General features: G+C 62.6%; 15 protein-coding genes. 12 read left to right on the top strand and 3 right to left on the bottom strand.

Features of this window, described 5'->3' with window-relative positions:
- Nucleotides 1-36 precede the first annotated feature (36 nt).
- From QPK31_RS13340 to lspA, 4 genes are read left to right on the top strand one after another with little or no spacing between them, the layout of a single operon-like run.
- A complete protein-coding gene (locus QPK31_RS13340; protein ID WP_290423417.1) occupies nt 37-1284 on the top strand; it encodes a TolC family protein in 1248 nt (415 codons plus the stop codon).
- A gap of 3 nt (nt 1285-1287) precedes the next feature.
- Nucleotides 1288-2523, top strand: a complete 1236-nt coding sequence (locus QPK31_RS13335; protein ID WP_290423416.1) for an efflux RND transporter periplasmic adaptor subunit — start codon at nt 1288-1290, stop codon at nt 2521-2523.
- Nucleotides 2524-2559: 36 nt separating this feature from the next.
- Complete coding sequence (locus QPK31_RS13330) at nt 2560-5745, top strand: efflux RND transporter permease subunit (RefSeq protein ID WP_290423415.1); 3186 nt, start codon at nt 2560-2562, stop codon at nt 5743-5745.
- Between the two features lie 7 nt (nt 5746-5752).
- Nucleotides 5753-6259 (top strand): signal peptidase II, encoded by a 507-nt coding sequence (gene lspA / locus QPK31_RS13325; RefSeq protein WP_290423414.1) that lies wholly within the window; start codon nt 5753-5755, stop codon nt 6257-6259.
- 74 nt (nt 6260-6333) lie between these two features.
- Here the strand turns inward: lspA and QPK31_RS13320 are convergent, their stop codons facing one another.
- The 3 genes from QPK31_RS13320 to QPK31_RS13310 all read right to left on the bottom strand — a co-directional run bounded on the left by QPK31_RS13320 (nt 6334) and on the right by QPK31_RS13310 (nt 9501).
- Entirely contained in the window at nt 6334-6948 is a 615-nt protein-coding gene (locus QPK31_RS13320; RefSeq protein ID WP_290423413.1) for a cation transporter, read from the bottom strand.
- 111 nt (nt 6949-7059) lie between these two features.
- Nucleotides 7060-7458, bottom strand: coding sequence for a hypothetical protein (locus QPK31_RS13315; protein ID WP_290423412.1), 399 nt, complete (start codon nt 7456-7458; stop codon nt 7060-7062).
- Between the two features lie 114 nt (nt 7459-7572).
- On the bottom strand, nt 7573-9501 hold the full coding sequence (locus QPK31_RS13310) for a cytochrome c/FTR1 family iron permease (RefSeq protein WP_290423411.1): 1929 nt from the start codon (nt 9499-9501) through the stop codon (nt 7573-7575).
- Nucleotides 9502-9572: 71 nt separating this feature from the next.
- Between QPK31_RS13310 and QPK31_RS26235 the strand changes: the two genes are divergently transcribed.
- From QPK31_RS26235 to QPK31_RS13275, 8 genes are all read left to right on the top strand, one after another.
- Nucleotides 9573-9788, top strand: coding sequence for a DUF3703 domain-containing protein (locus QPK31_RS26235; RefSeq protein WP_374045808.1), 216 nt, complete (start codon nt 9573-9575; stop codon nt 9786-9788).
- A gap of 142 nt (nt 9789-9930) precedes the next feature.
- The gene (locus QPK31_RS13305) at nt 9931-10344 is read left to right on the top strand and encodes a hypothetical protein (RefSeq protein ID WP_290423410.1); all 414 of its coding nucleotides are present in this window, start codon (nt 9931-9933) and stop codon (nt 10342-10344) included.
- Nucleotides 10345-10413: 69 nt separating this feature from the next.
- Nucleotides 10414-11748 carry a TolC family protein gene (locus tag QPK31_RS13300; protein ID WP_290423409.1) on the top strand — a complete coding sequence of 445 codons (1335 nt, stop codon included), beginning with the start codon at nt 10414-10416 and terminating at the stop codon, nt 11746-11748.
- Nucleotides 11745-13283 carry an efflux RND transporter periplasmic adaptor subunit gene (locus tag QPK31_RS13295; RefSeq protein ID WP_290423408.1) on the top strand — a complete coding sequence of 513 codons (1539 nt, stop codon included), beginning with the start codon at nt 11745-11747 and terminating at the stop codon, nt 13281-13283. The genes QPK31_RS13300 and QPK31_RS13295 overlap by 4 nt, the downstream gene beginning before the upstream one ends.
- Complete coding sequence (locus QPK31_RS13290) at nt 13280-16462, top strand: efflux RND transporter permease subunit (RefSeq protein WP_290423407.1); 3183 nt, start codon at nt 13280-13282, stop codon at nt 16460-16462. Before QPK31_RS13295 ends, QPK31_RS13290 begins: the two co-directional genes overlap by 4 nt.
- 76 nt (nt 16463-16538) lie before the next feature.
- Nucleotides 16539-16982 carry a copper-binding protein gene (locus QPK31_RS13285; protein WP_290423406.1) on the top strand — a complete coding sequence of 148 codons (444 nt, stop codon included), beginning with the start codon at nt 16539-16541 and terminating at the stop codon, nt 16980-16982.
- A gap of 211 nt (nt 16983-17193) precedes the next feature.
- Complete coding sequence (locus tag QPK31_RS13280; protein WP_290423405.1) at nt 17194-17634, top strand: hypothetical protein; 441 nt, start codon at nt 17194-17196, stop codon at nt 17632-17634.
- A gap of 229 nt (nt 17635-17863) precedes the next feature.
- A complete protein-coding gene (locus QPK31_RS13275) occupies nt 17864-20575 on the top strand; it encodes a TonB-dependent receptor (RefSeq protein ID WP_290423404.1) in 2712 nt (903 codons plus the stop codon).
- The last annotated feature ends 60 nt before the right edge of the window (nt 20576-20635 follow it).

The raw sequence follows: 20635 nt of genomic DNA, 5'->3' as shown, positions 1-20635 counted from the left end.
AAAGTTCATTTATTAATCCGTCAAGCGAATTCACCTATGCGCACCAAGATGAATCTCTGTGTCACCGCAGCGTTGCTGGCCATGTGCGCAGTTGCGGGATCTGCCTTTGCCGAAAGCACTGCACTGACGCTTGCCGAAGCCGTTGCCAGAGCCCGCATCCAGGCGCCGCAACTGCAGAGCGCCGATGCAGCACTGCGGGCTGCAGACGCCAATGTGCGCCTGTCCGGCCTGCGGCCGAATCCGACACTTTCCGTGGAAGCGGAAAATGTGATGGGCTCAGGGCGCTATTCCGGTTTTGGCGGGGGAGAAAAGACGGTTTCACTGTCGATGCCCCTCGAGCTGGGCGGCAAGCGGGGCGCCAGGCTACGTGTGGCCCAGGCCGAGCGCGCTGCTGCCGACGTTGGTGCGCGCTCCGCTGAAGCCGAATTGACGTTCCAGATCACCGCGGCGTTTGTTACGCTTGCCGCCAGTGAGCGCTACCTTGCGATCACAAAAGCCGGTCATGAGCTGGCCGAACGCGCGCATCACGCGGCACGCGAGCGGGTACGGGCCGGAAAAGCATCTCCCATAGAAGAGCAACGGGCCGACGTGCTACGAATTAATTCCGAGGTTCGCCTGGGAAAAGCAATGCGTGCCGCCGAGCTGGCGCAGAAAACGATCGCACGGCTGACAGGCGCGCCAATGCCGTTCTCGATAGCGTCTGCCTGGTTTGAGCAGATCGAAGGGAGCGAGAAGGCACCGCCGGCGCGGCAGCAGCTGGCGATTGCGACGGCGGAGGCGGAACTGGCCGCTGCAGAGGCTCGCGTCGATGCGGCCAGGCGTGAGCGGGTACCGGACGTCACGCTGACCGCCGGCATGCGCCGGTATGGTGAAACTTCCGAAAAGGCAGCTGTGCTGGGCCTGTCCGTCCCCCTGCCATTGTTCAACCAGGGCAGCGCCGCGCTTGCACGGTCCCGGGCGGAATTCGATCGCGCGTCCGCCGTGCGCCGCGCCGTCGTACTGGAAGTCGAACAGTCTACTGCACAGGCAGAAGCTGAGGTGGCCGACGCACTGGCGGCTGCACGCGCCGCCAACGGTCCCGCACTGGCAGCGGCAGAAGAAGCGGCACGTATCGCGAGGATCGGTTATGCCGAAGGGAAATTCCCGCAACTCGAATTGATCGAAGCCGAACGCTCGCTGGCCGAAACCCGCGAAAGCTCGGTCGATGCGCTCGCAGCACTTCATACGGCACGGGCGCGTTTGGCTCGGCTACAAGGTTCCAACTCTCCAATTTATAAGGACTGACCCATGCAAGCGGTATTCCGATCGGGCCTGTGTGCCGCGATGATCCTCTTGAGCGCATGCTCGCCCAAGCCGGAAACGACCAGCCGTCAAGACGCTGCCGAACATGGCGAACAAAGCGCGAATGCCAAAGGCGAACAGGCCGAAAAGGCCGAGAAAGGCGAGGCCGTAGAGCGGGGCGAAGCTGCGGAGAAAGAAGGCGGCGAGGCCGAAGCCAAGGAAGACTTTGTCGCGCTGTCGGACCAGCAGATCAAAGCGGCAGGAATCGAGGTTATGCCAGTCCGGCAGTCGTTCGCCGGGGCCGTCGAGGCGCCGGCGGTCATCGCGGCGGATCCGAAGCATGCGGCGGTGGTCTCGAGCGCCGTGGGTGGCCGGGTGGTCGAGATCCGGCGCAACCTTGGCGACCCGGTCGCTCGTGGCGACGTGCTTGCCGTAATCGAAAGCCGTGACGTAGCCCAGCTCAGGGCCGACGTCGAGATCGCCAAGCGGCAGTACGAACTGTCGCAGGCCAATTTTGCACGCGAAGAACGTCTGTACGGCGAAAAAGTCACTTCGCGGCAAGAATTCGAGATTGCGCGCAATGCCGCGCAAGAAGCACGCACCCGTCTTCGCTTGGCCGAGCAGCAGCTCGCGGCCGCAGGCGCAAGCAGCGGGGGACAGCTCAATCGGCTGATGCTGCGCTCACCCATCAAGGGCAACGTCACGGCACGACAGATCGCCTTGGGCGACATCGTCGCACCGGACGCCCATCTTTTCGAGGTCGCCGACCTCAACGAGCTGACGGCCGAACTTTCGCTCTCGCCGGACGACGCTGCCCGCATCGCCGTGGGCACGACCGTGGACGTGTCGACCGACGGTCGCACCGGCACGGGCCGCATTACGCATGTCTCGCGTGTCCTCGATCCCGCGACCCGCCAGGTACGAGCCATTGCACGCTTGTCGAACGGCCGCGGCGCGTGGCGTATCGGCGAAACGGTCCGGGCATCGATTGCGCTCGAAGGGAGCGCCGGTGGCACGCAACTGGCCATTCCACGGACGGCTGTGCAAACCGTCGAGGACAGGCCCAGCGTATTCGTTCGGGCGAGAGACGGATTCGCGATCAAGCACGTTGTCCTCGGCGGCAACGCGGCCGGCTACGTCAAGGTGATGGGCGGCTTGGAAGGCAACGAACAGATTGCGGTCAGCAATACGTATCTGCTGAAGGCGGAGCATGGAAAAGGAGAGGCGGGAGACGATGACTGATCTCTTCACTCGACGGCTCCTGAAGGACACCCAACCATGATCGCTCGTATCGTCAACTTTTCCGTTGCGCGGCGGTGGCACGTGCTCATCGCAACGATCCTCCTGTCGATCCTCGGGGCACTTGCGCTGACGCGCCTGCCCATCGACGCAGTACCGGACATCACCAACACCCAGGTGCAGATCAACGTCGTTGCACCTGCGCTCGCGCCGGCCGACGTGGAGCGGCAGATCACCTATCCGATCGAAACGGCGTTTGCCGGGATACCTGGCCTGGAATCCACCCGGTCGCTGACCAGGCACGGGTTTGCGCAGGTGACTACCGTCTTCAAGGACGGTACGGACATCTATTTCGCGCGCCAGCAGATGGCTGAACGGCTGCGCGCCGTCGAGCGCTCGCTGCCGCCAGGCGCTACCGCAAGCCTGGGCCCGATCGCGACCGGGCTCGGCGACGTCTACATGTGGACGGTCGAATACGCCTCGAAGCCTACCCCGAAAGCGGGGCCGGCGGCTGGGCTGCAGGCCGATGGCAGCTACGTCACTCCAGAAGGCGAAGTGCTGCGCAGTGCTGCCGAAAAAGCCACTTACCTGCGCACGGTGCAGGACTGGATCGTCGCACCCCAGCTCAAGAATACCGAAGGGCTGGCAGGCGTGGACGTCATCGGGGGCTACGTCAAACAGTACGTGGTCACACCGGATCCGCAGCGGCTGGCAGCCCTGGGGATCAGCCTGACCATGCTGGGCGAAGCGCTCGAGCGCAATAACACGAGCGCCGGCGCCGGTGTGGTCGTTCAGAACGGGGAAGCCCTAACTGTCAAGGCCGACGCGCGCATCACGTCAGCCGAGGAACTGGCGAAGACCGTCATCACGACCCGAAGCGGCACGCCGGTACTGGTTTCGCACGTCGCCACCGTCGGCATGGGACAGGAAGTGCGATTCGGATCCGCATCCGAAGGCGGGCAGGAGGTCGTCGTCGGTACCGCCGTGATGCGGATCGGGGAGAACAGCCGGACGGTTGCCGCCGCGGTGGATGTCCGCCTGAAAGAGATCGCGCGCTCCTTGCCGCCGGACTTGCTGATCCGGCCGGTGCTTGACCGCACCCGCCTGGTCGACGCCACCATCAAGACCGTGGCGACCAACCTTACCGAGGGTGCGCTGCTGGTGATCGCCGTGCTATTCGCGCTCCTCGGGAACCTGCGCGCGGCATTGATCGCCGCGGCGGTCATCCCGGTCACGATGCTGATGACCTCTGCGGGCATGCTCGAAGCAGGGCTGTCTGCGAACCTGATGAGCCTGGGCGCGCTGGACTTTGGCCTGATTGTCGATGGCGCGGTCATCATCGTGGAAAACGCGCTGCGCCGGATCGCGGAACGCCAGCATGCGACCGGCAGGATATTGACGAAGGCGGAGCGGCTCGAGACCGTCGCCGCCGCCGCACGCGAAATGATCCGGCCAAGCGTCTACGGCCAGGCGATCATCATTCTCGTCTACGCGCCCCTGTTGACGTTCCAGGGGGTGGAAGGCCGCATGTTCGCACCGATGGCGGTGACGGTTATTCTCGCACTGGTCTTCGCGTTCGTCCTCTCGCTTACGTTCGTGCCGGCCGCGATCGCGCTCTGGCTTTCGCGCCATGTCGATGAAAAGGAAAACAAACTGGTCAAGGCCGTGTCCTCGTCGTACGCACCGTTGCTGGAGCGTGCTCTCGCGCGGCCGACGCTGACCGGCGTATTGGCGGCGATCGGTTTCGCGGGCGCACTCGGCCTGTTTACGACACTCGGCCAGGAATTTCTTCCGACGCTCGACGAGCAGGACGTACTGCTCCAGGTGGCACGCATTCCGGGCACTTCCCTTGAGCAGAGCCAGGCCATGCAGTTTGCGGTGGAGAAGGCGGTCGGCAAGCTACCGGAGGTGAAGCTCGTGTTTTCAAGAACGGGTACTGCCGAACTGGCGGCCGACCCGATGCCGCCGAACATGACCGATACCTTTGTCATCGTGAAAGACCGCTCGGAGTGGCCGGAACCACGGATGAGCAAGGCCGAGCTGGTGGAAAAGATCGAGAAAGCGGTCGCTGGCATCCCGGGCCAGAACTACGAGCTTACCCAACCGATCCAGATGCGCTTCAACGAGTTGCTGGCCGGCGTGCGTGGCGACATCGCCGTCAAGGTCTATGGCGACGATTTCGACGCCATGCTCCGCACCGCCGAACAGGTCGCGGCAAAACTGCGCGCGGTCGAGGGCGCGGAAGACGTCCGCGTGGAGCAGGTGCAGGGGCTTCCGCTGCTCGATGTTCGGCTGGATCGCGACGCCATGGCACGGGTCGGCCTGACCGCCCAGGACGTGCACGACACCTTGGCCGCAGCCATTGCCGGCCGCGAGGCCGGGTCGATCTATGAGGGGGACAGGCGATTCGACGTCGTCGTGAAACTGGGCGAAAAGACCCGCAACGACGTGGAAGCCTTGCGCCTGCTGCCTGTGCTGACGCCGAGCGGCAGCTTCGTTCCGCTGGGATCGGTGGCCCTGCTCGAGACGGCCAAGGGACCGAACCAGATCAGCCGGGAAAACGGCAAGCGCCGCGTGGTTGTCCAGGCCAATGTGCGCGGCCGTGACATTGCCGGCGTGGTCAGCGAGGCGCGCGCGAGTATCGATGCGCACGTACGGCTACCGGCCGGCGTATGGCTCACCTGGGGCGGGCAGTTCGAGAACCTGGAACGTGCGCGGATGCGCCTGGCCGTCGTGGTACCGGCCTGCTTCGCGCTCATCGTCGTACTGCTGTATTCGGCCGTCGGTTCCTGGCGCGCCGCCGCAGTCGTCTTCACGGGTGTGCCCCTGGCCCTGATTGGCGGGATTGCAGCGCTCTGGCTGCGTGGGCTGCCGTTCTCGATTTCGGCCGCCGTCGGATTCATTGCGCTGTCCGGCGTCGCCGTCCTCAACGGTTTGGTGATGGTGGGATCGATCGACGACCTGGCAAAACAATTGCCGTGGGCGCAAGCCGTTCGCGAAGGCGCGCTGCGGCGGCTGCGCCCGGTGCTGATGACGGCCCTGGTCGCATCACTGGGCTTCGTCCCGATGGCACTGGCGACAGGCGCCGGGGCCGAGGTGCAGCGTCCGCTGGCGACCGTGGTCATCGGTGGGCTGATCTCGGCCACGATCCTGACGCTGTTCGTGCTGCCGACGCTGTACCAGCGCTTTGCCCGCCCGGCAGAGAACGTAGCGGAAGGCATTTGACGGAACCATGGCCAAACATCTTTCACCGCTCTCTGCCGTCCTGGGCGCCGGACTGATCGCCGCCACCGATCTGGTCACGAAGGCCCAGGTCGTGGATCGGCTGGCCTACGGCCAGCAGGTTGAGCTGCTGCCAGCATTGAACATTGTCCATGTTATCAACCAGGGGGCGGCTTTTGGCCTTCTCGCCACAGCGGGCGGGTGGCAACGTTACCTGTTCATCGTTGTGGCTGTGCTGGCGTCGGTATTGATCATTCAAATGATCAGGAGGCCGGCGACGACGGCCACGGAGAGGGCAGCGTTGGCGATGATACTTGGCGGGGCAATTGGAAACCTGATCGACCGCGCCGCACGCATGGGCGTTGTCGACTGGATTGACTTGTATGTGGGCACGTACCACTGGCCGGCATTCAACATTGCCGACATCGGTATTACGCTGGGCGCGGCAACTATTGTCTTGCACACGGTGTTTAGTGGGAGCACATCGGTTACAGTGCATAAGCAAACACGACAGTGATATAGCGCTGTAACAGGCGGCGGAACGGAACGCTACCTCGACTAGTTGCAAACAGGCTTCCAGCCGGCTGGATACTATTCTTGCGCTTCTTTTGCCTCCGAAAGAATCTCATATCCTCCTTTCGCAGCGATAAACGACACGACCGTTCCAAGAATCAGATCGGGAAGGTTTGAGTTCGTCCACATCACCAGCGCGCCCGATAGGACGATGGCGCCGTTCACGATCGAATCATTGTTCGTAAAAATGGCTGAGGCTTTGAAATTGATGTCCTGCCCCCGATGCTGCTTTAACAGCCGGATGCAATAAATATTCAGAAGCGCATTTGCAGCGGCCATCGCCATCATGGCCGGCCCCAACGGGGCTTCGCCGCCGAGAAACCTGCGAATGACTTCGACTAATAACAGGCAGGCAAAGCCGATGAGGAGCCAGCCGGAAAGCTGGGCGGCACGGGTCTTGATTGCGGCAGACCGGCCGACAGCGTATAAACTCACGGCGTACACGGCTGCATCTCCTAGATTGTCGAGACCGGCGCCGATCACGGCGGTTGAAGATGCCCACGTTCCAATTGCAACACCGGCTAGACATTGTCCCAGGTTGATCAGTAGGACTTTCCATAGAATGCTGCGATCCTCCTCGTTTGAGGCATCCAGATCCAGCTCGTCGCTATGTGCGGTGTTGCTCGTAGTCATGCGGTCTCCGATAAACGATAGGGTCAGCTGCGCCCAGTTAAGGTCGGCTCAGCATCATTACTGCGGTGCGGAAGACGCAAAAAATTTACGTGGCCCGAAAAACTGGTGCGCTCAAGGGGGTCCGCTCTTGTCAGTAGCCACAGCAGCAGGCTTCTTTGGCTTTGCATGCTTCAATATCTGCACAACCTGAGGCAACGCACCATCCTTGCAAAAAGGAGGAGATATCTCGACCTTGTCGTGAAGCTCGGGCTTGATCGAGTCGGGCACTAAGGCGCTGACATATCTGTAAGAGCGAAGATGGGGTACTGTAATTTCGGCGTATTGATGGCCAGAAATCTGAGCCGTGTCCAGACCTGCGAGGCAGGCAGGACGGTTCGTCTTCAATTTCTCTTGCGTATAGAGTTCGCTTACCCAGCCCGTTTTGCTGTTCGGTCCAAGCCGTGGATCAGCGCAGCCAACGAGAATAAGTAGTGAACTGAGCGCAACGATACGTTTTCCGTTATTTTTCATGACAGTTCCTATAAAGATCAGCCCGCCTTCCGTCACCAGCCGCGACACCTGCGCGGCCGAGTCCTAGGTCATCATTTCCTGCCCGGCGCTGGTACATGGTTGAATACCTGTTCGCTACCTTCGCGCTTTGATCAGATTCAGTCCGAAGCCAAGCCCGGCCGCCAGGAGCAGAGCCACCTGTGCCCCATAGGTCTGCGTAGTCGGATAGATACCAAGGACCGGCAAGCGCGGTCCCTGCATTGGGGTCGCCATCAACCATCCGGCTTCCTGCAGGCCTGCGATCCCTTTACCGACCAGCACGACTGCCAGAGCGGCGACCAATGCCGAACTGAATGAAAAGAACTTACCAATAGGCATGCGTGCGCTCGTGCGCAGGAACACGGCGGCAAGAATCGTCAGCAGGACGAGGCCCGTTACGAAGCCTCCCATCAGTGCAGGGCCGTTGCCGTCGGCTGCAAGGGCCGAGTAGAACAGGACCGTTTCGAAGACTTCCCGGTACACCGCGACGAAGGCCAGGACGAACAAGGCCCATGCCGAGCGCTTTTCCATCGCTGCCGTGAGATGCTGCTTCAGGTAAGCCTGCCACTGTCCAGCCTGGCTTTTCTGGTGCATCCACAGGCCGACCGACAGCAGCACCGCCGCCGCGAAGAGCGAGGACAGGCCTTCTGTCACTTCGCGGCTTGCGCCACTGATACTGACCACGTACGTGGCTACCAGCCACGTCAGCGCACCTCCGGCCAGTGCCGAGATCCACCCGGCGTGTACGTAGCGCAGCGCCTGGGGGCGTTCGGCTTTGCGCAGGAACGCAACCATCGCGATCACGATCAGCAAGGCCTCGACACCTTCGCGCAGGAGGATGGTCAGCGCGCCTACGAACACCGTCGTTGCGTCGGTCTTGTCCGAGCCGGTGACTGACTCGACACGTAAAAAGTACTGATCCAGCTGCTGGGCGTATGCCGTTGCGCCCGCGACGTCACCTCGAGCGACCGCCCCCCGGTACAGTTGCATCGTCCGTTCCACGTCGACCAGCAGTTGGCGGTCGGTCGCGTCGAGCGCCGCCTCGAGCGGCTCGAAGCCGTCCAGATAGGCCGACAAGGCAAGATCGGTGGCGGTCGCGCGCTGGCCATTCTTCAAGGCGTCCAGGCTCTCTTGCAGCAGCTTGCGCGCAAGGGCGATCCCCTTGCGTTCCTGCTGTTCCCGGACAATGTCGGGGTGCGTGCGTGCATATGCCTGCGCTGCTCGCGCGGTTGCCGGCGGCATCGCCTTCGCCAGCTCTTCTTCGGTCGTCGTGACAAGGGCGGTCATGTCAGGAAGCGCCGCGGCGGGGACTTCATTTCGTGCAAATGCAGTTTTCCCCGCTTCAATCTCGGTATCCTTGAAAGACAGGGAGCCAACATAGAACGCCAGGGACCAGCGGTCGTGCTCGGACAAGTTGGCAAACGACGGCATCGATGTGCCTTCGACACCCTGACTGAGCACCTGGTAAAGGGCCATGAGAGAACGGGAGCGGGCCCTTTCCTCATCTGTGAAAGCGATCGGTTTCGGGTCGAGCTTTGCCGCAAGAGCGCCGTCGCCGGCACCAGTCGCACCGTGGCATGAAGCGCATTGCGCCTGGTACAGCGCGGCGCCACGGGAAAGATCGGGCATGGCGCGCGGCGCTACAGGAAAGGGATACGCCTGGAGGAGCAGTCGGTTTGCTTCCCGGGCAAGCTGGCCTACACGCTGGGGGCTGTCTTTGCGTTCGACCGCGTGCCTCAGATTTGCGGTAGCTGCGGCCAGTTCCGAGTGCAATGGATGAGGAGGCAAGGACTGCACCTGACTCTGCGCCCGCGCCGAGAACTCCCGCATTTCTCCGTACTCAGGTTCACTGATGACCGCTCCATTCTGGACGGCGCCGGGGTAGTCCACAGCGACATAATCGAGCAACTGCCAGAGCTGCCTGACCTGCGGTTCGGACGATTTGGATTCTGCATGTGCCGTGCCAGCCAGGAAGCTGCAGAGAGCCGCGACGTAAATGAACCAACGCCAAATGGGGTACTTCATAATGAAAAACCTGACCAGATGTAGAGGAGCTTGACATTTAACACCTTCAAGCTACTTGAAGGTCAAGCCGTATACTGGATGCCCAGAACGGAATTGAAACGCCTTCGGCGTCGGAAGTGCCTGGGCAGGTCATACGCATCCTGCTGGGAGCCCTTGGGTCGGTGGTCGGGATCGTCCCGGCTGCTAATACTGGTGGCACGAAGATCAGCATGCTCAAACGGTTGCCAACCGATCCAAGTATCAAGAAACTGATCAGGTTGAGCCCAGCAAAGCACGATGATGCTTGACGCCACGGATGTTGAGGCGAGGGCGGAAAGCCACGTTGGCTCCTCCGTCGCTGACGGCTCCATGTGCTTTAAAGGACGAGACGTCACGCTTACTCCAAGAGCTTGACACTGGCCGCTACGCGCCCCCACAATGCTTGTTGAAATGTCCAAAGTGATGAAACCATCCCGTTCAACCCGCTTCGTTGCCGCCGTGATTGCCGTGATCAGCTTGCTGTTCACCCAATTGGCTCTGGCTTCGTACGTCTGTCCCGACGAGACCACGCCGGAACGCATGACGATGGCGGCGGTTGACAACGGGATGTCCGACATGGATCACTGCACCGGCATGGACAAGGCCCAGCCGAGCATATGTCACGCGCACAACCACTCCAGCCCGCAATCGCTCAACAAACCCGATTTGCCCACAGTGCTGCCGTACCTGTTGATCGGGCCGGCGCTGTCAGTGGTCTTGCTCAATGATGGCGAAGCACCTCCAGACGTTTTTGCTGCCATACCCTCGTTATCCCGTGCGACGGAGCCGGCTTTGGCCATACGCCACTGCTGCTTCCGTATTTGACAACTCCGCCTGCTTGATTCGCCGCGCGCGCTTGCGCACGCGATGTATTTCAACGCTTGTGGAGATCGCATGTCCTTTTTCTTTTCCGCGCGCCGTCACGGGCGCGCTCCCCTGTTTTCGCTGACAGGATACCTGGGCGTATTGGCAACGTCCCTGGCCTTGGCGGCGCCTGCCCTTGCCGCCGATGCCTTGTCCCTGGCCGAGGCGCAGCGTCTCGCCATTGAACGCTCGCGGCAGATTACCGCGCAGGATGCTGCTGTGACGGCTTCACGTGAGATGGCAGTGGCAGCTGGCCGCTTGCCCGATCCGGTGCTCAAGATCGGTGTCGACAACCTGCCAGTCAGCGGCCCCGACCGTGGAAGCTTCACTGCGGACTTCATGACGATGCGTCGTATCGGCGTGATGCAGGAAATCACACGCTCGGACAAACGCAGCTTTCAAGCTGAGCGGTATCAGCGCGAAGCGGACAAAGGGCTGGCCGAAAAAGACAAGGCCATCGCCGATGTCGAACGTGCGGCGGCCATTGCCTGGCTCGATCGCTACTATGCCGAAGCAATGGCATCCGTGATCGCGTCCCAGCGCGAAGAGGCGCAACGTGAGCGCGAGGCCGCCGATGCCGCCTACCGGGCCGGACGCGGAAGCCAGGCTGATGTACTGTCCGCCAGGGCTGCCGTCGCACAGTTCGACGACCGTATGGACGATGCCGCGCGCCGGGTACGCAGCGCGAAGATTGCGCTCGCGCGCTGGGTTGGCGACATCGCCGACCAGCCCCTGTCCGGTCAACCGGCATTCGACACCATCCGGCTCGACCCGGCCTCGCTCGATACCCAGCTTGCCCATCACCCCGAGATTGCCGTTCTCAACAAGCAGGTCGATGTCGCTGCGACCGAGGTGAAGCTGGCCGAGGCCAACAAGAAGTCCGACTGGACCGTGGAAGTGGGCTATGCGCAGCGCGGTCCGGGATATTCCAACATGATCTCGTTCGGCGTCTCGGTCCCGCTGCAGTGGGACCAGAAAAACAGGCAAGACCGCGAACTGGCTGCCAAGCTCGTCACGGCTGAACAGGCTCGTGCCGAACGCGACGAGATGCTGCGAGCGCATACGGCGGAAACGCGCGTCATGGTGGCCGAGTGGCAGGCCAATCGCGAACGCTTGGCACGGTATTCCCGGGAACTCATCCCACTGGCGCAAGAGCGCAGCGGGGCAAGCCTGGCTGCCTACCGTGGCGGCAAGGCGACGCTTGCCGAGGTGCTGGGCGCGCGGCGTGGCGAACTCGACGTTCATCTCTCCAGGTTGCAGCTCGAAGCCGACACCGCCAGGCTGTGGGCAGAACTGAACTTCCTCTTTCCCACTTCGCACGGCGCGATGCCGGCGGCCGCCGCCATCTCCAGGAACACGAAATGACCAAGAAAAAGAAGCTCATCCTCGCGTTGTCCGCGGCCGCCATCCTGATCGCCGTCGGCGGTGGTCTGTTTTGGGCCGGTATGCAGCATGGCCTGCATGCCGCCATGCCAACAATAACCGGCAGCGGCGCGTCCACGAGCGGCGACAAGGTCGATCCTGCGACGGGCAGAAAAGTGCTCTACTGGCACGACCCGATGGTACCCGGCCAAAAATTCGACAAGCCGGGCAAGTCGCCCTTCATGGACATGCAGCTCGTGCCGGTGTATGCCGACGAATCAGGCGATGACGGCAAAGTTGCAATCAGCCCGCGCGTACAGCAAAACCTCGGCATCCGGACGGCCGAGGTGAAGGAAGGCAGCCTTACCACAACGCTTGAATCGGTGGGTAGCGTGGCCTGGAATGAGCGCGATCTTTTCCTCGTGCAGGCCCGTGCCAATGGGTATGTCGAGCGCCTTCACGTACGTGCGCCGCTCGACCGTGTCCGCAAAGGCCAGGCGCTGGCCGATATCTACGTCCCCGACTGGGTGGCGGCGCAGGAGGACTACCTGGCCGCACGCCGTATGTCGGCGGATCTCGCTGACGCGGCACGCCAGCGCATGCGGCTGGCCGGCATGACCGGCGAGCAGATCCGCCAAATAGAGAAAAGTGGCAAGGTTCATCCGCGTTTGACGATCACCTCACCAGTGTCTGGCGTGGTGGCCGAGCTTGCCGTGCGCGAGGGTATGACCGTCATGCCCGGTGCGTCGCTGTACCGCATCAATGGCCTGTCCACTGTCTGGGTGAATGCCGAGATTCCTGAAGCGGCAGCCGCCCAGGTACATCCGGGCAGCACCGTCCAGGCACGCGCCGCCGCCTGGCCCGGTATGACCTTCCACGGCAAGGTCGGCGCGATCCTGCCTGAAATCGATCCCGCCACACGCACCCTGAAGGCGCGCATCGAGCTCGCCAACCCGGAGGGACGGCTGGTGCCGGGCATGTTCGCAACGGTTAGCCTGACACCGGCCGCGCGCAAGGCCATCTTGCTGGTGCCGAGCGAGGCCGTGATCCAGACCGGCACCCGCAGCGTCGTATTCGTTGCGAGCGAGGATGGGAAGTTCGCTCCGGTCGAGGTGGAAACGGGGAGCGAAGCCAATGGCCAAACGGAGATCCACAGCGGCCTGTCGGCCGGCCAGAAGGTCGTCGCGTCCGGGCAGTTCCTGGTCGACTCGGAAGCCAGTCTCAAGGGCGTGATCGCACGCATGGGCGATGCGGGTGCCGCCAACGGCGCCAAAGCGGCTGCCGCCCCGGCGCACCATGGTCGTGGCCGCGTCGAGAAGATCGATCCCGACAGTATCACGCTATCGCACGAGGCGATGCCGACGCTGCAATGGGGACCAATGACGATGCCGTTCAAACTGCCGCCGGACGGCTTGCCGCGCAATATCGCCGTGGGTAACCAGGTCACGTTCGAGATCCGGCAGACTCCGGAGGGCGACTACCAGATCACGTCGATCACGCCGGCCGACAAGCAAACCGGTAGCGGAGACGGCAAATGATCGCCAAGCTGATCCGCTGGTCCATCGTCAACCGTTTCCTGGTCTTGCTGGCCACTGCCGGCCTGACGGCCTGGGGCGTGTGGGCTCTGTCGAAAACGCCGCTCGACGCCATCCCGGACTTGTCGGATACGCAGGTGATCATCCGCACCACCTACCCGGGACAGGCACCGCAAATCGTCGAAAACCAGGTCACGTATCCATTGACGACGACCATGCTGTCCGTGCCGGGAGCGAAGACGGTACGCGGCTATTCCTTTTTCGGCGACTCGTTCGTCTACATCCTGTTCGATGACGGCACCGATCCCTACTGGGCACGTTCGCGGGTGCTCGAATACCTCAACCAAGTGCAGTCGCGCCTGCCGCCGCAAGCGAAACCATCGCTCGGGCCGGACGCCACCGGAGTGGGGTGGGTGTACGAATACGCGCTCGTCGACAAGAGCGGCAAGCACGACCTGTCACAGTTGCGCGCCCTACAGGACTGGTTCCTCAAATACGAACTGAAGGCGGTCGCGAACGTGTCGGAAGTCGCCAGCATTGGCGGCATGGTCAAGCAGTACCAGATCCAGCTGGACCCTGACAAGATGCGTGCTTTCGGTATTTCGCACGCCAGGATCGTCGACGCCGTGCAAAAGGCCAACCAGGAGACCGGAGGCTCGGTACTGGAGCTGGGCGAAGCCGAATACATGGTGCGCGCGTCCGGCTATCTGCAATCGCTCGACGATTTTCGCAAGATTCCGCTGACAACCAGCGAGGCCGGTGTGCCGGTACGACTTGGTGATGTCGCTCGTATCCAGATCGGCCCGGAGATGCGGCGCGGCATCGCGGAGCTGAATGGCGAAGGCGAAGTGGCCGGTGGCGTGATCGTCATGCGCTCTGGGAAGAACGCACTCGAGACGATCGACGCGGTCAAGGCAAAGCTTGCGGAGCTCAAGTCGAGCCTGCCGCCCGGTGTCGAGATCGTACCGACCTACGACCGCTCGGGCCTCATCACGCGTGCAGTCACCAACCTCGAACACAAGCTGATCGAGGAATTCATTGTGGTCGCACTGGTCTGTGCGATCTTCCTGTTCCACATGCGTTCGGCGCTGGTGGCGATCGTGTCACTGCCAATCGGCATCCTCGCGGCTTACCTGGTCATGTACTACCAGGGTGTGAATGCGAACATCATGTCGCTCGGCGGGATTGCAATCGCGGTCGGCGCGATGGTCGACGCAGCCGTGGTCATGATCGAAAACGCCCACAAGCATATCGAGGCATGGAACCACGCCCATCCCGGCAAGAAGCTCGCTGGCGACGAACACTGGCGTGTGATCGGCGATGCGGCTGCCGAGGTCGGCCCGGCCTTGTTCTTCTCGCTGCTGATCATCGTGCTGTCATTCGTGCCGGTGTTCACGCTCGAAGCGCAGGAAGGCAAGCTGTTTGCGCCGCTGGCCTTCACGAAGACCTATGCCATGGCCGCCGCCGCAGGCCTGTCCGTGACGCTGATCCCGGTGTTGATGGGCTACCTGATCCGTGGCCGCATTCCGGACGAACAAAGCAATCCGCTCAACCGCGGTCTGATCTGGCTGTACCGCCCGCTGCTCGAACGCGTGTTGCGGTATCCGAAGACAGCGATCATCGCTGCGGGCCTGATCGCTGCCGCGACAGTTTGGCCATTGTCACGCCTGGGCGGCGAGTTCATGCCGCCGCTCGACGAAGGCGACCTGCTATACATGCCGTCGGCCCTGCCTGGACTTGGCGTCGGCAAGGCGGCTGAACTCTTGCAGCAGACCGATCGCCTGATCAAGACTGTCCCGGAAGTGCAAAGTGTGTTCGGCAAGGCTGGCCGCGCGGAGTCGGCCACCGACCCGGCGCCGCTGGAGATGTTCGAGACCACGATCCAGCTCAAGCCACGCGACCAGTGGCGTGCCGGCATGACGCCTGACAAACTGGTCGAGGAGCTGGACCGCATTGTCAAGGTTGCCGGCCTGTCGAACGTCTGGGTTCCGCCCATCCGCAACCGCATCGACATGCTGGCCACCGGCATCAAGAGCCCCGTCGGCGTCAAGATCGCGGGCACCGATTTGAAGGTCATCGACCGCATCACCGGCGAGATCGAGCATGCCGTAAAAAAAGTGCCGGGCGTGTCATCCGCGCTGGCCGAGCGCCTAAATGGGGGCCGTTACATCGACGTGAAGATTGACCGGGATACCGCTGCGCGCTACGGGCTGAACATCGCCGACGTGCAAAGCGTTGTGTCGTCCGCGATTGGCGGAGACAACATCGGTGAAACGGTCGAGGGATTGCAGCGCTTTCCGATCAGCGTGCGTTACCCGCGCGAGGTGCGCGATTCGGTCGAAAAACTGCGCGAGCTACCGGTCCTGACCGAGCGTGGCGCCCAGATCCGGCTCGGCGATGTCGCGGCAATCCGCATTGAGGATGGACCGCCCATGCTCAAGAGCGAGAACGCGCGCCTGTCGGGCTGGGTCTACGTCGACATTCGCGGCCGCGACCTCAGCTCGGCAGTACGCGACATGCAGCAGGCCGTGGCCAGCGAGGTCAAGCTGCCGCCCGGCTATTCGGTATCGTGGTCCGGCCAGTTCGAGTATCTGGAACGCGCGACGGCGAAGCTGAAGATCGTGGTTCCGGTCACGCTGGTGATCATCTTCGTCCTGCTCTATTTCACCTTCAAGCGCCTCGACGAAGCCGTTCTCATCATGGCCACCTTGCCGTTCGCGCTGGCCGGCGGCGTGTGGCTGCTGTGGCTGCTCGGGCACCACTTGTCGGTACCGAGCGGCGTCGGCTTCATTGCGCTTGCTGGTGTGGCAGCTGAATTCGGCGTGATCATGCTGCTGTACCTGAAGCATGCCTGGGAAGCCCGCGTCGAGGCCGGACGCGACAGCGAAGCCGACCTGGTCGACGCGATCCGCGAAGGCGCCGTCCTGCGCGTGCGGCCAAAGGCGATGACGGTCGCAGTCATCATCGCGGGTATCGTGCCGATCATGATCGGCGCTGGGACGGGTTCCGAAGTCATGCAGCGGATCGCCGCACCGATGGTCGGCGGCATGGTGACAGCGCCGCTGCTGTCGATGTTCGTGGTGCCTGCGGCCTACCTGCTGCTGCGCCGCCGCCAGGCGCGGCGCATGCACGGGCTGCGCCAGGTACCTGCGGCCGAGGAGCGAACGATTCATGCGAAATAGCACGGCAGGCATGCGGTATCTGCGCCGCTGGGCCTGCAAATACACCCACCTCAACTGAAATACGAAAGGAAATATGATGAAACGTCACACCATGATTGCCACGATGTTAGCCCTTGCCGTGTCTGGATTGGGCGCCGCGCAGGCACAGCCGAGTCAAACCGGCATGAACACTAAGTCGTGCCAGGACATGATGAAAGGCATGAACATGGAAGGCATGAACATGCAAAACATGGACGCCAAGTCGTGTGAGGAAATGATGAAGGGCATGAGCGTACAGCAAGCAAACAAAGGTGCGCAGGCCACTCGCCATGAGGCTATCGGTACGGTGAAATCCGTCGACCCGGCCGCAGGAACCGTGACGCTCGCGCATGGGCCGATCAAAAGCCTGAACTGGCCGTCCATGACGATGGGCTTTGCCGTCAAAAACAAGGCCATGTTCGACAAACTTTCGGTCGGCAAGAAAGTAGACGTGGAGATCGAGCAGCAAGGCGGCAAGTACGTCATTACGGCCGTGAAGTAAGCATGTTGCCGGCGCGACGGATGAGTTGAGCGCGGTATCGTCCGTCGCGCATGGTGCCGGTGCAACATGGCGGCGCCTACGGACACTATTTACCGCTATAGATACTCGACACCCGAGTGGTTCAGGACCACTGACGACGGTACGTATACAATGTGGGAAAAATGTAACAGAATGTGTGCAAAACTGATAATTGCCGTGCTACATTAATCACATGCGTAAGCCGTTCCGAATATTCTTCCTGTTCCTGCTTGTCGTGTCCCTGCCGATGCGGAGCATGGCCGGGGTAGCAACAGCAGAATGCGGCATGGACCATCAAGCTGCCGTTGATGGCAGCGCGGGCCACACCGCCATGCTTGTGCACGAGATGCAAGATATGGAAGCGCATGAAGCAGGGCACGAGGACATGCCCGACCATAGGCAAGCAGCCCCGCAAGACGAACAGCCCTGCGACGACTGCGAGACAGCGAGCGACGTTCATGAAGCTACCGGCTGCGGCACCTGCGCGCAATGCTGTATCGGCGCATGTGCTCCGCCTCCTATCGTTGTCCTTACCGCGGTCGAAGAAGCCGTCAGCAGCGTGCAACTATTCCACCTCTCTTCCTTTACCGGGCACATACGCGCCCGCATTGAGCGGCCACCACGGCTCGCGTGACCCTTCGCGTCCGGACTGACGCTTTCCTGTAGGCCCTGCTGAACTCCCGGCGTGTCTTCCGGTACCTGTGCTCGCGTGCACCGGCCGGGTAGCCGTGGCTTCCGTACTGGCTATTGGACCATTGGTCCCTCCATGCCCGCTCCTGCAGGCAAACACTGCCCCTGGCATCGGCGGCAACCCGTCGCCTGCCCGTATCTCGGTTTCTAAAACAATGCACCTGGAGAGAAAAATGAAATACAAGACCATTCCGGCGGCCACCGCCGCGCTTGTGCTGGCGATGTCGCACCAAGGCGTTCACGCCCAGCAGCCCGCGACTACCGGCGAACCCGCCGACGGCGGAGGAATGCAACGCGTCCAGATCACGGGCAGCCGGATCAACCTGAGGCAGGAGCAGATTTCCGGCGTGGGGCCGGTCACGGTGATCGACGCCGACACCATCCAGCGCTCCGGCGCGATCTCGGTCGAGACGCTGCTGCAGCGCCTGCCGTCGTCGGCCGGCACCGCGGGCAACCAGTCCAGCGCCTACTGGACCAGCAACGGTTATGGCACGACCCAGGTGAACCTGCGCGGCCTGGGTATCGATCGTACGCTGGTCCTGCTCAACGGCAGGCGCGTGGTCTCGGGCGGCACCGGCGCCAACAGCTCCGTCGACCTGAACATGATCCCGGTCGCGATGATCGAGCGCGTCGAGGTGCTCAAGGACGGTGCCTCGGCGATCTATGGCGCCGACGCCGTCGCCGGCGTGGTCAACATCATCACCAAGAAGGCCTTCGACGGCGTCGAAGCCTCGGTCCGCTACGGCAGGACCGCGGAAGGGGACGGCGCCGAGAAGTCGGCCGACGTGGTCTGGGGTACGCGCAGCGAGCGTGGCTCCCTGATCGCCTCGCTGAATTACTCGGAAAGCGAGGCGGTCAACCTGGCCTCGCGCGCGCCTTGCGCACTGGTGGAAGACGACGGCGAACTGGTTTGCTCGGGCAGTTCCTCGACCATCGGGGGTCGGGCGCGGCTCGCAGACGGGAGGCGCGTCAATTTCAACCAGGACCCGAACGGTAACCCGCGCGGCTTCGAAACCTATAGCGCGGCCAAGCATGCCTACAATAGCAACCCGTTCCTGAATGCGGTCAATCCCATCAAGCGCATCGGCGTCAGCGCTTTCGGTAATGTGCACCTGAGCGAGAAGGTCGAGCTCTTCACCGAGCTGATGTTCACCAATCGACAGTCCGAGCAGCTTGCCACACCGGGCGCAATTGGTGTCTACCGCCCGATTCAGATTGCCGCGAGCCATCCGACTAATCCGACCGGCCAGGACCTGACTCTAGAGCGGCGCCGCGTCGCCGAAGTCGGGCCGCGCTACTTCTTCCAGGAGACCAACACCTTCCGCGTGCTCGCAGGCCTGAAGGGAACGATCGCAGGCAGCTGGGACTGGTCGGCATCCCTGAACTGGGGCCGCAATACCGGTGTCGACGGCATGACCAACATCATCAACCTGGACCGTGTGGATGCGACGCTGAACGCGGCGACGTGCGGGACCGGTCCGGGCGCTGCCCCTTGCGGAAACTACCTCGGCTACGGCAATCTCAGCCCAGCTGTGCTCGACTACATCCACTTCACGACGCGCGACCATGGCGGCAACGACCAGAAGAGTTTTAATGCGAGCGTCAGCGGGGAGCTGTTTTCCCTGCCGGCGGGCCCGGTCGGATTCGCTTCCGGCTTCGAGTACCGCCGCGAGCAGGGCTGGCGCGATCCGGACAGTCTGATCGTGTCGGGCGCAGCCAATACCAATGCCCAGGACCCGATCGCCGGCCAGTACAGCGCGCGCGAGGTGTTCGCCGAGCTGTCGGTTCCGGTGCTGGCGAAACTCCCGTTCGTGGACGCGCTGAACCTGAACGCGGCGGCGCGCTATTCCGACTACAGCCTGTTCGGCTCGCAGGCCACCTACAAGCTCGGCCTGGACTGGCAGGTCATTCCGTCGCTGAAGCTGCGCGCCAATCGCTCGACCGCTTTCCGGGTACCGAACGTCCCGGAACTCTTCGGTGGAGTGTCCGAGGGCAACCTGACGACCACCGATCCCTGCAACAGCTGGAATACGATGGACCCGAATTCAGCGGTCTACAGGAACTGCCAGGCCTCGGGCCTGCCGGCGGGCTTCCGCCAGTTCGGTCCGTCCATCCTGACGACCGGCGGCGGCAATCCGAATCTGAAACCCGAAGAGGCGGACACCTTTACCGTGGGCGCGGTCTGGACCCCGTCGAAGTCGCTGACCCTGACGCTCGACTATTTCAATATCGAGATCGACAACGCGATCGAGACGGTACCCGGTTCGACCAAGCTGGCCGTGTGCTACAACTCCCCGGGGCTGTCGCACATCTTCTGCAGCCCGTCGAGCTTCACGCGCGATCCGCGCACCGGCGAAATCAACTTCCTGTCCTCGCAGCCTGCCAACGCGGCCCAGCAACGCGTCTCCGGCATCGACTTTGGCGCCTTGTATGACTTCAAGCTGTACGGCTGGAATTCGTCGCTGTCGGCCGATGTGTCGCGCCTGAACCGGTTCGACGTCGCTCCGTTCCCGGGCGGGGAGGTGATCGAATACGCCGGCAAGATCACGGGTGGCCGCGGCAGCTACGCCAAGTGGCGTTCGACCGCGTCGCTGACGACCGGGATCGGACCGTGGTCCGGCTCGTACACCGTCCAGTACATCGGCAAGGCGGACGATATCAATGCGGCGCCTGGCGACATCGGCGCGCAGGCACCGAGCGTCGTTTATCACAACGCGAGCGTGAAGTATGCCTTCAACAAGGCCGTGGCGATTTCGTTCGGTATCGATAACCTGTTCGACAAGAAGCCGCCGTACATCCAGAGCTGGACGGACGGTAATACCGACACGATGACCTACGACCTGCTCGGCCGCCGCTGGCACGTGCGCCTGGGCTACAAGTTCTGATCGGGCCCGCCAGGGCTTTTCGTGCCGCCGGGCCTGCCTGCAGGCCCGGCGCTACAACTC

It is taken from the genome of Massilia sp. YIM B02769 (assembly GCF_030411995.1).
In the GTDB taxonomy this organism is placed as follows: domain Bacteria; phylum Pseudomonadota; class Gammaproteobacteria; order Burkholderiales; family Burkholderiaceae_D; genus Telluria.
This window is presented reverse-complemented; position numbering and strand designations above follow the sequence as displayed.